Raw genomic sequence first — 15735 nt, forward strand, 5'->3', positions numbered from 1 at the left:
TTTTATTAGTAGTACAGTATAAGTGAAATTGAGTTAATATTGTATTAAACAAAATATAAAATGGATAAAGTAATTAAATTACAGAATAATGACTTTTAAAACCTACTGAGTACTTGTATTGAATTTTGAGAATAATACTAGGCGAGTAATAATGGCCTATTGAGTATTCTTTAGTATCTTAATGTTATCGATTAAAATGTAGATTGCTGTTCACTAACTTTCCATTAAACATGAAGATACTACTTACCGGGGCAACAGGATATATTGGGCGAAGACTTTTGCCTGTTTTGGTTCAGCAGGGTCATCAGCTTGTTTGTTGTGTTCGTGATAAAGCCAGATTTAATGTAACTGATTCACTAAAACAAAATATCGAAATAATAGAAAATAATTTTCTGGATAAGGAATCGCTGCAAAATATTCCTAAGGATATCGATGGAGCATATTATCTGGTTCATTCCATGTCGGCATCATCTGATTATCAAAAGTTAGAGCTTGAGTCAGCCATTAATTTTAGAGAGGCAATAAATAAAACAAATATTCAGCATCTGATTTATCTGAGTGGAATTGTGAATGAGGTGGATTTATCAGATCATCTAGCTTCAAGAAAAGCAGTAGAACAGGAATTAAGTAAAGGAAATTATAATATTACTACCCTGCGGGCGGGTATTATAATAGGTTCGGGGAGTGCATCTTTCGAAATAATAAGAGATTTGGTAGAAAAATTACCTGTAATGATAACTCCCAAATGGCTAAATACGCGATGTCAGCCAATAGGTATTTCCGATGTCATTTCAATTCTTTCAAAGTCTGTCTTTAATTCGAATACTTACAATAAGAATTTTGATATTGGTGGTCCCGATATACTCTCATACAAAGAGATGCTTCTGGAATTTGGGCGAATCAGAAATCTGAAAAGACGAATTTATATTGTTCCGGTAATGACTCCTCGTTTATCGTCTTACTGGTTGTATTTTGTGACTTCAACATCTTATAAGCTGGCGGTAGCATTGGTAAATAGTATGAAAATAGAGGTAGTATGTCGGGATAACGAAATTAATAGCATTCTGGGGGTAGAACCACTAACTTATAAGGAAACACTGGCAAAAGCCTTTAGTAAAATTGAATCGAACGATATTGTTTCTAGTTGGAAAGACTCCTATTCAAGTGGTCGTTTAATAGGTAACATATCCGATTTTATTAAAGTTCCCTCCTTTGGGTGTTTTTCCGATAAAAGAAGTAGAATCTATCAGAACCGCGATACTTGTATCGATAAAATATGGAGTATTGGTGGTGATAATGGTTGGTATTATCTTGATTGGTTATGGCAAAGTAGAGGATTTATTGATAAATTAGCCGGTGGTGTCGGACTTAGAAGAGGCAGGACAAATAATACCAAGCTTAAAGCCGGCGATGCACTAGATTTTTGGCGGGTTTTGTATTCCAATAAAGAGGAAGGTCGCTTGTTGCTTTATGCCGAAATGAAACTGCCTGGCGAAGCATGGCTGGAATTTAAAATTGATTCCGGAAAATTAATCCAGACAGCCACATTTCGTCCATTGGGATTGCAGGGCCGCCTTTATTGGTATTTTGTATTGCCCTTTCATGCTTTTATATTTAAAGGAATGTTAAAAAACTTAACCGAATAATAATGATTAAACGAATTTTACTTTTTCTAATTTTAAATTTTACTGGTCTTTATATAGGCGGATTATTTACGAGTGCAGGCGTTAGCTCTGTTTGGTATCAAAACCTACAAAAAGCTCCATGGACACCACCCGGTTGGGTATTTGGTGCTGCTTGGACTTTAATAATGATTTGTTTTGCTGTTTACATGGCTTTTTTGGTAAAATCAGCAAGTCTAAAGAAAGTCATTGTTCTTTTTGGTATTCAATGGATTTTAAATGCGCTTTGGAACCCCTTATTTTTCTATTTTCAGGAAATAAGTCTGGGTTTAATTGATATTACAATGTTATTAATTCTTATTGGATATTTGTTTTTTAAGTATTGGAATATCCTAAGTTATAAGGCACTTCTTATAGTTCCTTATTTAATTTGGCTGCTTATAGCTACTTCTTTAAATGCTTATATATTCTTTAACAATTGATTTATGAAACTTAGTTTATTTTGGTTCCGGAGAGATCTTAGACTTGAAGATAATACTGCCCTTTATGCAGCTATCCAATCTTCAGAAAACGTGTTGCCACTTTTTATTTTCGATGATAATATTCTTGAAGAATTACCTGCCAATGATGCTCGGGTGAGTTTTATTTATGATACTCTACGTGATATTAATGAGCGTTTGAGGCAATGTAGCTCTTCAATAATGGTACTTAAAGGAAATCCTAAAGAAATTTGGAAAGAGGTATTGGAGAAATATGAGATAGACACTGTTTTTGCCAATAAAGATTACGAACCTTATGCTATTGCCCGTGATAAAGAAATTGAAGTGTTGTTATCTGATTCGGGTGTTGAATTTAAACTTTTTAAAGATCAGGTAGTGCATGAGGAGGCTCAGGTAATGAAACAGGATGGAACTCCCTATACGGTTTTTACACCTTACAAAAACAAATGGTTAAGTCAATATATTCAAAAAGATTTGTTGCCACCTATCAACAAAAAGAATTTTTATAATGTTGTCTATTCATTTCCAAAAATAAGCGATCTAGGTTTTGAGGCATCAGCAATAAAAGTAAGACCTTACAATTTGCAGGAGATTGGAGATTATGCCGAAACCCGTAATTTCCCGGCTATTGATTCCACTTCTTATTTGGGGCCTCATCTTAGATTTGGTACAATTGGAGTTCGACAGATACTGGCGCAACTTAAAAGTAGCGATATCGCTTTTACTAATGAATTGATATGGCGGGAGTTTTTTATGCAGATTCTATTTCATTTTCCACAGGTAGTCACTCAAAATTTCAGGTCTAAATATGATGGTATTCAGTGGTTAAATAATGAAGACGATTTTAAAAAATGGTGTGAGGGGAAAACCGGATATCCAATGGTTGATGCTGGAATGAGACAGTTGAACCAAACAGGATATATGCACAATAGGGTGAGAATGATTACCGCAGGATTTTTGTGCAAGCATCTTTTAATAGACTGGAGATGGGGAGAGGCATATTTTGCAGAAAAATTATTGGATTATGAGCTTTCGTCGAACAATGGTAATTGGCAGTGGGCTGCCGGAACAGGTTGCGATGCAGCTCCTTATTTTAGAATTTTTAATCCAATAGAACAATTAAAGAAATTCGATTCTGAAGGAAAATATATCAATAAATGGTTGCCCGATTATGGAACTTCAGCTTATCCCTTACCAATGATTGAACATAAGTTTGCTAGAGAACGAGCTCTTAGTAAATACAAGAGTGAGATGAAAAAGTAGGACTTAGGGAATAAAAAGGTGTGCGTAAGAATAAATTTTTGTTCCTGTTCAGTTCTTGTCTAGTTGGAAATAGAATGGTCTTAATATAGTATCTGTAACTTTCGTTTTTTAATGTAAAATAATATAAAAACGAAAAATATGCTGAAAAAAAGATTTTCAAATACCCACATTTTTACACTACTGATTCTATTTTCATTTCTATGTATATCCAGCTGTAGCAGTGGTTCCGGATCGGATATGGATGCTGAGCTTATGAATGATAAGCCAAGGGGGGTAGATGATAACCTTAGTGTGCAAGAAAATAGTAATTCCGGTGTTTCAAATCAGATTACAGTTTCTGAGAATGATAATATTGGCGATGATGGAGGCGATGGAGATGATTATAGCTTATTATCAGATGCAACTAATGGATCTGTGACAGAAGTGAGCGATGGTGTGTTTGAATATATTCCCAATGCAGATTTTAATGGAGCTGATAGCTTTACCTATATAATTACCGATAAAGATGAAGATAGTGATACGGCTGTTGTAAATATTACCGTAGTTGCTGTGGATAATGGTCCTACGGCAGAAGATTTTGCCAATATAAATCCCTCTATGCCTTCTTTTGTATCTATAGATGATACAACTCCCGATGGAAAAGTGTGGGAGAAATTGGAAAGTATGTCCGACGAATTTGAGGAATGGGATGCTGACAAATGGTTTAAATCAAGCTGGAATTATGGCGTTCCTGTTTTTATGTCGAAATCAGATGAAAACTCGGGAGTGGCCGATGGTGGTTTGTGGATTAGGGCCACATTAAATGAAAGTAATCCTGAAGACAGATGGTTTCAAACGGCACGAATTCACTCAAAGGCAAAGATTAGTTATCCGATGTATACTGAAGCGAGAATTAAAACGGCTCATATTTCTGCTTATAATACCTATTGGCTAAATAATGGAAATTCAAGCAACCGGGATGAGATTGATATTATTGAAAATAATTCGAAGCCTTCCTGTAATTGTCAGCCAGATTTTCCTGTACAAATGAATTCACAGTATTTTCATGCCGATTCGGATAAAACACCGGTAGAAATAAGAGATGAGGATAATTTTTTAAATACAGACTTATCGGATGTTAATCCGCTTAAAGGCGTAAAATGGAATGAAGATTATCATACTTTTGGTGTATGGTGGAAAGATTCTAAGAACATACAGTTTTATTTAGATGGGGAACCTGCAGGCAGTGTGATTGTGGGGCATGACAGATCGGGAGAAAGCTATACAGATCGAGAGTTTACCAGAGATCTGGAAATTATTTTCGATTTGTGGACTAATGAAGCTGATTGGCTTGGTGGCCTTGCACTTAAAGCTGATTTGGCCGACAATACTATTAATACTATGAGGGTGGATTGGGTGCGAACCTGGACATTAAAAGATGAATAGAACATCGTAAAAGTATATTTTGTCGATAAAAATACATTGACCTTAAATTATTGAGGTATAACAAAAGCCGATTTCTATGGGAATCGGCTTTTCACCTATATCTAATAATCGAATTGTCCTTGAGTTCTTTCATTTTCTCATTGGTTTTATGTGTCAGGTAAATTAGAAATGGGAAGAAAAGGAGGAGAACCCATGAGATATTTACTATTAAAATAAAAATCGTAGATACTATGAATTAAAAATGGAATAAAGAATGCTAATAGGAGTAAGTTTTTTTGGAAAATTTAGCCAGTCCCAGGTAATAGCCCATCATAATTCCAAACATGGCGTGTGCAGGAATAGCTGCGAAAACTTTTGCAATTCCGGCGTTTATTTCGTTTAAAAATACATACATGATATTCTCTGCCAGAGCAAATCCTAACGATACGAATACGGCGTAAACAATACCATCGAACTGTTCGTTAAAATTCGGGTTTTTACAGACTAAAATGTAAACCGGCAATAGTTTAAAAGTTTCTTCGCCAAGAGCAGCCATCAAAAAAGCATCGCAAAAAACATAAGCTATTTTTTCGGAAAAAGAAGAGGAAGAATAGAGGAGATAGCTTTCTCGGCAAAGATTACGGGCATGGTAATAATTATACCTGACAAAAGACCCTTTGCTAATAGATAAATCGGTTCTTTTTCGTATTTATCGCGATAGTATATGTAGAATAGAATAATGGCAACTGGAGCAATAGAAACTAGAAGTCGGTGCATAAAAAGAACAGGCAATAATGATGAATAAAAATTAGAGTTAGTGCCGATGTGCACTATAATTTACTAATGTAAAAACAGCCTAATAAACCCTTAAATTTTTTGTGCCAATGTGTATTTGGCTGCTGTGAATTTTAAAAAAAGCCTTTTGGGGAACAAAATGAAATGCTTGTTATTTAGAATTTGCTATGTTAATGAATATAGACAAATCTGACCTTGATAGCCTTTGACCATTTCTTTGCTTGCAATGGATTTGTATTTTGAATTGATCAATTGGAAGTTGTTCTTTCTTTGATAGGTAAACTAAAATAAAAAGAACTTCCCTTTCCTGATTTACTTTCTATCCAGATTTTACCTTTTAGCATTTTTACAAACGCTTTTGAAATTGCCAAGCCTAGTCCGGTTCCTTCGGGTACGTTTGAAGATGAAGTATTGGCTTGTATAAAACGTTCGAAGATTACTTTTTGTTTGTCTTTCGGAATCCCAATTCCTGTATCTGTTACGTTAAATATAAGTTGACTGTTTTCGAATTTACATCCAATTTCTATTGAACCTTTTTCGGTAAATTTAAAAGCGTTGGTAATTAGGTTAATCAATATTTGTTTTAATTTTACTTTATCGGTTAGAATTAGGGTGTTTTTCTGCGCATTCAGTAGTTGAAGGTGGAGTTGAATATGTTCTTTTCCAATACGTTTTCGATATTCGTTGTAAAACAGATCGAGTTCGGTATATAAGTCCTTCAAATCATATTCTTCAATGTGTATGGGGTATTGTCCCGATTCAATCTTTGAGATGTCGAGTATATCATTTATAATTTCTAACAAATCGTTACAACGCTGATTGATGATTTGTGCGAATTGCTCTAATTTTTGTTTGTTGTTGAAATTGTTATGGAGTAAGCTTGAAAAGCCCATAATTGCATTCATGGGGGTGCGTATTTCGTGGCTCATATTTTGAAGAAATGCTGTTTTTAAATGGTCTGTTTCTTCGGCTTTTTCTTTTGCTTTTATTAATTCATTTTCTAATTGTTTTCTGTTGGTTATATCTATTTCAATTCCATCCCAGCAAAGTAAACCTTTAATTTTTCGGGGACTGGAAACAAAATAAGACCATCTGATACTGCCATCAGGATTTATGACTCTTGTTTCTATTTTAAACGGGATCATCTTTTTCAGGGCTTCCTGTTCAGTCTCGATAAAATGCTCAATATCTTCCGGATGAATTTGTTTGTAAATTAATGATGCATCATTTTTTGCTTCCTCAACACTACACCCATAAAATTTTTCAACAGTATCGCTTATATAGTTAAGTTTTCCTTTCTTGTTACCAAGGGTTACCACTTGATAAAGCATTCCGTTAGTAAGGTTGTTGGCGATTAATTTTAATTGTTTTTCACTCTCTTCAGACTTTTCTTTTTCATTGAGTAACTCTTTGTTTATACGATTAAGATCTGCATTAATTTGTTGGTAATCTTTGTTTTGTTTTTTGATTTTTTCGCTATTTTCTTTCAGCTGTATTTCTGCCTGTTTTTGCTTTGTTATGTCTTCGTAGGTTCCCAGTATGCCAATAATTTCATTTTGATCGTTATAAATTGGAATTTTATTTGTTTTTAACCAGGCTTGTTTTCCATCGGCTTGTAATTGTGGTTCTACAATTTGATATTCTGCCAGACCACTTTCTATTACCCGTTTGTCTACTTTTATAAAAAAATCAGCTTCATTTTTTTTCCAAGCCAAATCATAATCTGTTTTTCCAACAATTTCGGCAGCTGATTTTAATCCGGCAGCATGGGCAAAATTTTCATTACATCCAATATAAACCGAATTGCAATCTTTCCAGAAAATAAATTGGGGAATACTATCCATAACCAATTCAAGCATCTTTTTGGATTCATATAAAGATGTTTCTGTTTTTTTATGTAAGCTAACATCCTTTCTCGTTTGTTGTTTTAGAAAGTTGTTTTGCTCGTGCATGTTTTTAATAATGGCAATGAGTTCTTCCTTTGTTTTATTCGTATAATCCATTTATAATGAGTAAGCTGATGTTGAAATAAAAAAAAGTATTAGAAAGTGCTATTTCAGGGTAGGCTTTATGGGCAGTAAACCTACAGTGCTTAGTTTCTAAGGTACTTATTTATTTTTAAATAATGAAATTAGGGGGTGGATTTAATATACTGCAAAATGGGGGTTAGTTTTTGAGGTAAAAGAATGAGATAATAGGAAGTTGAAATGGGCTGTGAGTATAGAGGTTTAATGTATTTACGGGACTAAAATTGAAAGTAAGTCCAACCAATATCGTTTTGTTTGGAGCAAGTCAGTTGAGCGTTACAAAGCAAATTTACAAAAGGAAATAGCTTCTATTTTATCTCAGATCGAAGAAGGAATTACTATAAATAATGTTGAGTTTGGCGTAGAATTAGAACTTATTAATTTCAATGTTTTATAATAGAAAATCAAACAACTAAATAAGGCCATTAGAGAAAAGACTAGACAGGAGCAAAAAAAGTTATTCTAAAAAGATTCATGTAGAGTTGAAAATCTGTATTTCAATCAGAAGGATGAGTATTTTTTTATGTCCGTTGGGATAGCATATAAATTTTGTGGCAGAATATGGAAAAGCTAATCATATTGGTTGTGTAAGCACCATCAAAATATAAGGAGTTAAGAATTGGAAAAATTGTTAAATTCGAGGCAAATGATTTAAGGGCAAAGGAAATAGGGCAATTGAAATAAATCGTAGACTTAGAATATATAAGCAAAAGGCCCGATAGAATTTGCTGAGTGAAAAAGGCCTGAAACATCGAAGCAAAGGACCAATACAACTTGAAGCTGTATTTGGATAAATAAAATACAATAAAGGATTTAATCGGTTTACATTGAAAGAATTGGATGGTATAAACCTTGAGTTTAGGTTACTTGCTATTGGATTTGATTTGGCTAAGATTTCCAGAAAAAATGCAATTCTTCTAAATGTGAACTTTCCTTTCTTTAAAAGCAGTTTTTGCTGTGGTTAGATCGAAAATAAAGGCTAGGAATTTTTAATTAGCAACCTAAAAATAACTAACAAACTAAAATCAAAAAAGAGGATGTCCTTATTTTTGGACATCCTCTTTCTACTTTATTTGTTTAGCTTATCGAAGCTCAGCTTCCAATTGTTTTTCGTAACTCTTAATTAGTTTTTGCATGATTTTGTCAATCTGCTTGTCGTTCAATGTTTTTTCAGTATCCTGAAGGATAAAGCTAACGGCATACGATTTTTTATCAGCACCTAATTTCTCTCCTTCGTAAACGTCGAATAAAGAAACCGATTTTAATAATTTTTTCTCGCAGTTAAAAGCGATTGTTTTAATCTCGGCAAAAGTAATTTTTTTGTCGATTAATAAAGCCAGGTCGCGTTTTACGGCAGGATATTTAGGCAATTCGGTATAAGCAACCTTATTCTTAATTGCTTCCTGAATTAGTAAAGCCCAATCGAAATCGGCATAGAAAACAGGAGTTTCAATGCTCATATTTTTAAGAATTTTTCCACTGACCATTCCCATTTCAACCAATACTTTTTTCTTAATGCCATAGCTTAAGCCTTCGGTAAATAGTTCGTTTTCAGTTTCTTTAATTCTTAATTTGTCGATTTTAAATCCAAGTCTGCTTAAAATATTTTCTACGTAAGCTTTTATATGGAAAAAGTTTGTAGGTTCTTCCTTTAGGTTCCAGTTTGCAGAAGTTTTGTTACCGCTCATGAATATTCCCAGACGTTCTTTCTCAAAATAGTTATCTGCTGGATTTTCATTCTCTGGATTAACAAAGTGCTGGTATGATTTACCAAACTCGTAAAATTTTAAATCTGTATTCCTACGATTGATATTGTAAGCCACACTCTCTAAACCACCAAAAAGTAAAGTCTGGCGCATTGCGTTTAAGTCGGAACTTAACGGATTAAATATGCGAACAGTGTTTTCAAGTTTTAGGTTTTCCAAATCTTCATAATAAGAAGCTTTGGTTAAGGAGTTGTTCATTATTTCGTTGAAACCCGCTGCAGATAACATATCGGCAATGGTATTTCTAAGTTTGTGCTCGTTAATCTTAGGAGCATAGCTCAAGGATGCGTTTACTTTTGAAGGGACCTCAATATTATTGAATCCATAGATACGAAGTACTTCTTCCACAATATCTGCTTCACGCTTTACATCAACACGATATGGAGGAACTAAAAGGTTTAAAGTATCGCCATCTTCTTTCTCAACTTTAATTTCTAAAGCTGTAAGTATATTTTTAATGCATTCTTTACCTATTTTTTTACCAATCAGGTTTTCAATGCGCTCAACACTTACTTCTACTTTAAAATCCTTAACCGGATTTGGATAGATATCAACAACATCAGAAGAAATGGTGCCGCCAGCAATTTCTTTAATCAAAAGAGCTGCACGCTTCATCGCATAAATGGTATTGTTAGGATCGGTTCCACGTTCGAATCGGAATGATGCATCGGTATTTAATCCGTGACGACGAGCCGTTTTACGAACAAATACTGAGTCGAAATATGCACTTTCAAGGAAGATATCGGTGGTAGAATCGCTTACGCCCGATTCAATTCCCCCAAATACACCAGCAATGCACATTGGCTCTTCATCGTTGCAAATCATCAAATCTTTTTCGTTTAATTCTCTTTCAACTTCATCAAGAGTGGTAAATTGAGTGCCATCGGCTAAGGTTTTAACCAATACTTTATTGCCTTTAATTTTTGCATAATCGAAAGCGTGTAATGGTTGACCAGTTTCAAATAACACATAATTGGTAATATCTACCACATTGTTAATTGGGTTTAAACCGATTGCTTTTAAACGGTTTTGCAACCATTCTGGAGATTCAGCAATTTTAATTCCGCTGATACAAATACCAGAGTAACGGTGACAAGCTTCGTTATTTTCAACTTTTACTTCGATTGGTAAGTTGGTGTTTTCAACTTTAAAATCTTCAACCGAAGGTATTTTATAATCGATCTCTTTTTGCTGTTTTAAAAAGGCGGCCATATCTCGAGCTACACCAATGTGTGATGCTCCGTCGATACGGTTAGGAGTTAAATCAATTTCAATGGTTAAATCATCCTCAATATTAAAATATTCGGCAGCAGGAGTTCCTGCGACAGCATTTTGGGGAAGTTCCATAATTCCATCATGACCAGCACCAAGACCAATTTCGTCTTCAGCACAAATCATTCCCATCGAAAGTTCGCCTCTAATTTTAGATTTTTTAATGGTAAAACTTTCATCTCCATCATACAAAATGGTTCCAACTGTAGCAACTACAACTTTTTGTCCGGCTGCCACGTTAGGCGCACCACAAACAATTGGTAAAAGTTCGTCGCCATTAACATCAACGCTGGTAATGCTTAAATGGTCAGAGTTTTCGTGTGGCTTACAGGTTTTTACTTCGCCAATTACTAATCCTTCTAAACCACCCTTAATTGATTGAAATTTCTCAATTCCACCAACTTCTAATCCTATTTGTGTTAGGATCTCATCCATTTCAGCAGGCGAAAAATTAATGTCGATATAATCTTTAAGCCATTTGTACGATACTTTCATTTGTATGTGTATTTTATCAGATAATTATCAAAACAAGAACAAGGAAGACAATGAGCTTGCTTCCTGTTTACAAGCTTACAAAAGTAGAAATTTTACACCCAAGTACCAAAGAAGACTTGAGGATAAATTGCTTAAGTTTTGTGTGTTTTTAATCATTCAGGTATTTGTTTCCTTCTAAGCTATTTATACAATTCATAAAATGTTACGAATGTTTACAAGTGTTTTGCTTAAACTTATCTTATTGTCATTCCTGTTTTACTGTGTTTGCACAAATTTAATTGAATAAAAACACCATAATAGGAAGCTTATTCTGATAATATGTTACATTTCTATTGTAATTCTTTGTGATATCTATTCGTCTTAAATTGTAAGTATTGCTTATTCATTCAAATTCGGATATATTTGTACAATTATCAAAATAAAAATATGAGCGATAAACCAATTATACTTGTTACCAATGATGATGGATTAAATGCCAAGGGAATTAAAGCTTTGGTGGCTATTGTTAAGGGGTTTGGCGATATTTATGTTGTAGCGCCAAATCGTGCCAACTCAGGTAAATCTAATTCTATTACCGTTGAGGTACCTATTCGAATAAAAAAAGTTAGAGACGAAGAGAATTTGCATATTTACAGTTGTAAAGGAACTCCTGTTGACTGTGTTAAGTTGGCACTAAATAAAATATTGCCACGAACACCCGATTTTTTGGTCTCAGGAATAAATCATGGAGCAAATACTTCGGTTAGTGTTTTGTACTCAGGAACAATGGGTGCTACTATCGAGGGATGTTTAAATGGAATTCCATCGGTGGGCTATTCATTAAACGATTTTAGAGCTGACGCAGATTTTTCGGAAAGTATTAAATATGGACGTAAAATTTTTGCGAATCTTTTGGAAAGAGGTTTAGAAAAAGGTATTTGTTTGAATGTTAATTTTCCTAAAGGAGATGTTAATGGTATTCGTGTTTGTCGCCAGGCTCATGGCCGATGGAAAGAAGAGTTTGATCATAGACAAGATCCTTTTGGAGGAGATTATTACTGGTTAACAGGATATTTTAAAAATGCAGAACCCAATGCCGAAGAAACCGACGAATGGGCAATTAACAATGGATTTGCATCTCTTGTACCAACTCAAATTGATATGACTGCTCATCAATTGGTAGAGGATCTTAAAAGCTGGAATTATGAAATCGAAGATTAACTCAATGCCTTTAGGTGTTTTTATTGGTATTGTAGTACCTGTGTTGTCAATTCTTTTAGCTTACATCGTAAAATTTCAGGGCGAAATGACAATTCAGGAATTTATGGATAGTCTTTTAATTCATCGTATTTATACAAAAGTAATGGCTTTGGGCGTTTATTTTGGGAATATTGTTTTCTTCTTTCTTTTTATAAAAATGGATTTATTAAAAGCAGCCAGAGGTGTATTATTGGCAACAATATTATATTCTTTTGCAATTATGATATTCCGTTTTGGAATGTAAGTCAGATTCTAAATTTCACATCTTAAATTTTAGGATTAAAAAATCTCATTTCGGTATTTATTGGAAATTAAGTTTCAAAAAAAATGAAATATTACATTGTGGCAGGCGAAGCATCGGGAGATCTTCATGCATCTAACTTAATGAAAGAACTAAAATCTCAGGATTCGAAGGCACAATTTCGTTTTTGGGGCGGAGATTTAATGCAGGCACAGGGAGGCGAATTGGTGAAACATTATCGCGAAACTGCTTTTATGGGATTTATTACTGTTTTAAAGAATTTGAAAAAGATTAAAGCTAATTTTTCTTTGTGCGAAAAAGATTTGCTGGAGTATAAACCTGATGTATTGATTTTGGTCGATTATCCGGGATTTAACTTGCGAATGGCTAAGTTTGCCAAAGCAAATGGTATTCGTGTTCACTATTACATTTCTCCAAAAATTTGGGCCTGGAAAGAAGGACGAGTGAAAAAGATTAAAGCTTATGTCGATAGAATGTTTACCATTTTTCCTTTCGAAACAGAGTTTTATAAAAAGCATAATTATGAGGTGAGTTTTGGAGGAAATCCATTACTCGATGCCATCGAAAATCGACCTAATAAGAATGAGTCTTTCGAGCATTTTACTCAAAAAAACGATTTATCGGATCAACCCATTATTGCTCTTCTTGCAGGAAGTCGAAAGCAGGAAATTGAGCGAGTATTACCCGTAATGCTCGATGTGGTAACTAATTTTCCCGATTATCAGTTTGTGGTGGCTGCAGCACCTTCTATTACAAAAGAATTTTATGCTCAGGTAGCGGCAGGTACTAATGTTAAGTTTGTTTACGCACAAACCTACGATTTATTGCAGCAGTCGAAAGCGGCTTTGGTTACTTCGGGAACAGCAACTTTAGAAACAGCTTTGCTTCATATTCCCCAAGTGGTTTGCTATTTAACCGGCGGAGGTAGACTTTTGTTTGCAATAGGAAAGCGATTGCTAAAAGTAAAGTACATCTCGCTTGTTAATTTAGTAATGGATAAATTAATTGTGAAAGAGTTAATTCAGCATACCTGCAATAAGGATATGATTGCCCAAGAGTTAAGTAAGATTTTATTTGATAAGAAGTACCGAAATCAAATGTTAGCTAATTATAAGTTATTGCACGAAAAGCTTGGTGGGGCAGGCGCATCGGCTCGTTTTGCCAAAATGATTGTTGAGGACTTACAGAAATAGAATTTTAGATTATTCCTGTATTACTTTGGCAACCGGATTTTGATTGTTTACTTGAACTCGAGTGATTGCTATTTCAGGATTTCCTTTGTAATAAATGTCGCCACTACTGTAGATAGTAATATTTAGAGAGTTGGTGGCCCAAACATGAGCTTCTCCAATTCCATTTTGAGCCAATATTGTATTTTCGTTTCGTAAATTACTGGCATTTATATTAATTACTCCATTTAGAATATAATTAGTTTCAGGACATGTTCCGGAAAATTCGTAACCTCCGTAGGCATTTCCGTATGAATGAAATTTTAAACTCTCGTAATCCAAATTAAGACTCATTTCTACAAGTTCCGATTCTGAAGTAATTATTATATCCAGATGATTGCCCGCTAAAGTATTTTTATTTGAAATATTAGCAGGAGCTGAGCAGGTAATTGTAGTCAAATTTTTTAGATGGATTTCGGCAGTTATCAAATCAAAATTTCTGGTATTATTACCATAAGAATGATTAATTTTTAGGACATTATTATCGCTAACTATTTCGGTTTTTGAAATGAGATTCTCTCCTCCTTTTAAAAAAATAAACTCCTCTTCATCTTGAATAAAAACCATCTGAAAAGTATTTAAATTTTCGATAGCTGTAATTCCATTCAATTCCACTCTTTTTTCTGTATAATCGCCTTCTTCTTCGAAAGGATTGAACGAACTGCAGGCAGTTATGCACAGTAATATTGCTATAATTAATATATTAACCTTTTTCATTTTTTTTTGTATTTATTCGATAACCAATTCCCCATTCAATATAATCTGCTTTTCCTAAATGAGATTTTAGACATAAGCTTGCTAATAAATGTTTACCTAGTGCATACCGAAGTCCAATTCTGGTATAAACAGGTTTTTCAGGTTCTGTTTTGTAAAGTGTGTACACTCCAATATTAGCTACAATTATAAATTTTTGTATAAATAATTCGTGCGAAACAAAAAAGGATTGACTAAAACGGTCATTAAAACCAGTTTTAGGCTCGAAATTCCAATTTCCTCTATTGGCTGATGTATCGTAAAAAAAATCGATACCCAAACCTACTCTTTGTTTTGTATTGATACCTTTTAAATAACTTAATGATAAACCTGTTTTGTAATATTTATGAGGATCTTTGACTCCGGTTTGTTTAATGCCACTGTTCCAGATAAGGGAAAATTCATTTTCTAACTTAGAGTAATTTATCGAAGTATATTTTTTGTGTGTTCTTTTGTTGCTAAGGTAATAGGATACCCCAAAATTGGTAGTTACTGCATTTAAACCTTTGTTTGGAACACTAATAGCACCATTCGAAATATGGAAAAATTCAATACCTCCATTTACATTCCATTTAGGATGAATGGAGTATGAACCTGTTGTCATTAACTTAATAAAAGCATTAAATTTTGAACCAATTGCCACATTGGTATAATTATCTACAGGGTCGAAATGCTTTTTTGTGTAAGCCATTCCGAAGCCTAGTTGAAAGTTAAACTCCCATTTATTTTTTCTGGCAATAGGGAAATTAATGTAAGGAAAAACTGCCGTAGCCTTGCCTAAAATTTTGTCGTTTCCTAGGCTTGTATGATAAATTCCAATTCCATATTCAGGATTTTTGTATAAAGAAACCCAGTTTTTATCTCTGTTTGGAACAATTCCAAGATTTAACTCAATTCCCGAAATTTGATCATTTACCAAATAGCTAATAGATTTATGGTGTGGTAATATTACGCCATAATGATATCTAAGACTTGTTGTAAATATATCTTTAGAGGGAGTTTTCTGCGCCATAAGTATATTCGACACAAGAATAGAGAGAATAAACAGTATTCTATTTTTCATGTACAAATTTATGTAAGTTAAATGATTTGGCAAAGAGATTTTTTC

The 15735-nt window shown here is 33.9% G+C and carries 12 protein-coding genes; 7 read left to right on the forward strand and 5 right to left on the reverse strand.

The window, feature by feature from the left end:
- Positions 1–230: 230 nt before the first annotated feature.
- The 4 genes from ACT3CE_RS12270 to ACT3CE_RS12285 all read left to right on the forward strand — a co-directional run bounded on the left by ACT3CE_RS12270 (position 231) and on the right by ACT3CE_RS12285 (position 4810).
- Complete coding sequence (locus ACT3CE_RS12270) at positions 231–1646, forward strand: SDR family oxidoreductase (RefSeq protein ID WP_444710058.1); 1416 nt, start codon at positions 231–233, stop codon at positions 1644–1646.
- Between the two features lie 2 nt (positions 1647–1648).
- Positions 1649–2104, forward strand: coding sequence for a TspO/MBR family protein (locus ACT3CE_RS12275; protein WP_444710059.1), 456 nt, complete (start codon positions 1649–1651; stop codon positions 2102–2104).
- Between the two features lie 3 nt (positions 2105–2107).
- Positions 2108–3385 (forward strand): cryptochrome/photolyase family protein, encoded by a 1278-nt coding sequence (locus tag ACT3CE_RS12280; RefSeq protein ID WP_444710060.1) that lies wholly within the window; start codon positions 2108–2110, stop codon positions 3383–3385.
- Positions 3386–3523: 138 nt separating this feature from the next.
- Positions 3524–4810: an Ig-like domain-containing protein gene (locus ACT3CE_RS12285; protein WP_444710061.1), complete on the forward strand. Its 1287-nt coding sequence runs from the start codon at positions 3524–3526 to the stop codon at positions 4808–4810.
- A gap of 256 nt (positions 4811–5066) precedes the next feature.
- Here the strand turns inward: ACT3CE_RS12285 and ACT3CE_RS12290 are convergent, their stop codons facing one another.
- From ACT3CE_RS12290 to pheT, 3 genes are all read right to left on the reverse strand, one after another.
- Positions 5067–5498 carry a PrsW family glutamic-type intramembrane protease gene (locus ACT3CE_RS12290; protein ID WP_444710141.1) on the reverse strand — a complete coding sequence of 144 codons (432 nt, stop codon included), beginning with the start codon at positions 5496–5498 and terminating at the stop codon, positions 5067–5069.
- Between the two features lie 334 nt (positions 5499–5832).
- Positions 5833–7587 carry a PAS domain-containing sensor histidine kinase gene (locus tag ACT3CE_RS12295; RefSeq protein ID WP_444710062.1) on the reverse strand — a complete coding sequence of 585 codons (1755 nt, stop codon included), beginning with the start codon at positions 7585–7587 and terminating at the stop codon, positions 5833–5835.
- Positions 7588–8693: 1106 nt separating this feature from the next.
- A complete protein-coding gene (gene pheT / locus ACT3CE_RS12300; protein ID WP_444710063.1) occupies positions 8694–11144 on the reverse strand; it encodes a phenylalanine--tRNA ligase subunit beta in 2451 nt (816 codons plus the stop codon).
- Between the two features lie 426 nt (positions 11145–11570).
- Between pheT and surE the strand changes: the two genes are divergently transcribed.
- The 3 genes from surE to lpxB all read left to right on the forward strand — a co-directional run bounded on the left by surE (position 11571) and on the right by lpxB (position 13838).
- Positions 11571–12344: a 5'/3'-nucleotidase SurE gene (gene surE / locus ACT3CE_RS12305; RefSeq protein WP_444710064.1), complete on the forward strand. Its 774-nt coding sequence runs from the start codon at positions 11571–11573 to the stop codon at positions 12342–12344.
- Complete coding sequence (locus ACT3CE_RS12310; RefSeq protein WP_444710065.1) at positions 12328–12627, forward strand: hypothetical protein; 300 nt, start codon at positions 12328–12330, stop codon at positions 12625–12627. Before surE ends, ACT3CE_RS12310 begins: the two co-directional genes overlap by 17 nt.
- An 83-nt stretch (positions 12628–12710) precedes the next feature.
- Positions 12711–13838: a lipid-A-disaccharide synthase gene (gene lpxB, locus ACT3CE_RS12315; protein ID WP_444710066.1), complete on the forward strand. Its 1128-nt coding sequence runs from the start codon at positions 12711–12713 to the stop codon at positions 13836–13838.
- Between the two features lie 9 nt (positions 13839–13847).
- Here the strand turns inward: lpxB and ACT3CE_RS12320 are convergent, their stop codons facing one another.
- Together ACT3CE_RS12320 and ACT3CE_RS12325 are read right to left on the reverse strand one after the other, a co-directional pair.
- On the reverse strand, positions 13848–14591 hold the full coding sequence (locus tag ACT3CE_RS12320) for a head GIN domain-containing protein (protein WP_444710067.1): 744 nt from the start codon (positions 14589–14591) through the stop codon (positions 13848–13850).
- Positions 14578–15690: an acyloxyacyl hydrolase gene (locus ACT3CE_RS12325; RefSeq protein WP_444710068.1), complete on the reverse strand. Its 1113-nt coding sequence runs from the start codon at positions 15688–15690 to the stop codon at positions 14578–14580. The genes ACT3CE_RS12320 and ACT3CE_RS12325 overlap by 14 nt, the downstream gene beginning before the upstream one ends.
- Positions 15691–15735 lie beyond the last annotated feature (45 nt).

The organism is Marinifilum sp. RC60d5, assembly GCF_052400665.1.
Taxonomy (GTDB): domain Bacteria; phylum Bacteroidota; class Bacteroidia; order Bacteroidales; family Marinifilaceae; genus JBQTGK01.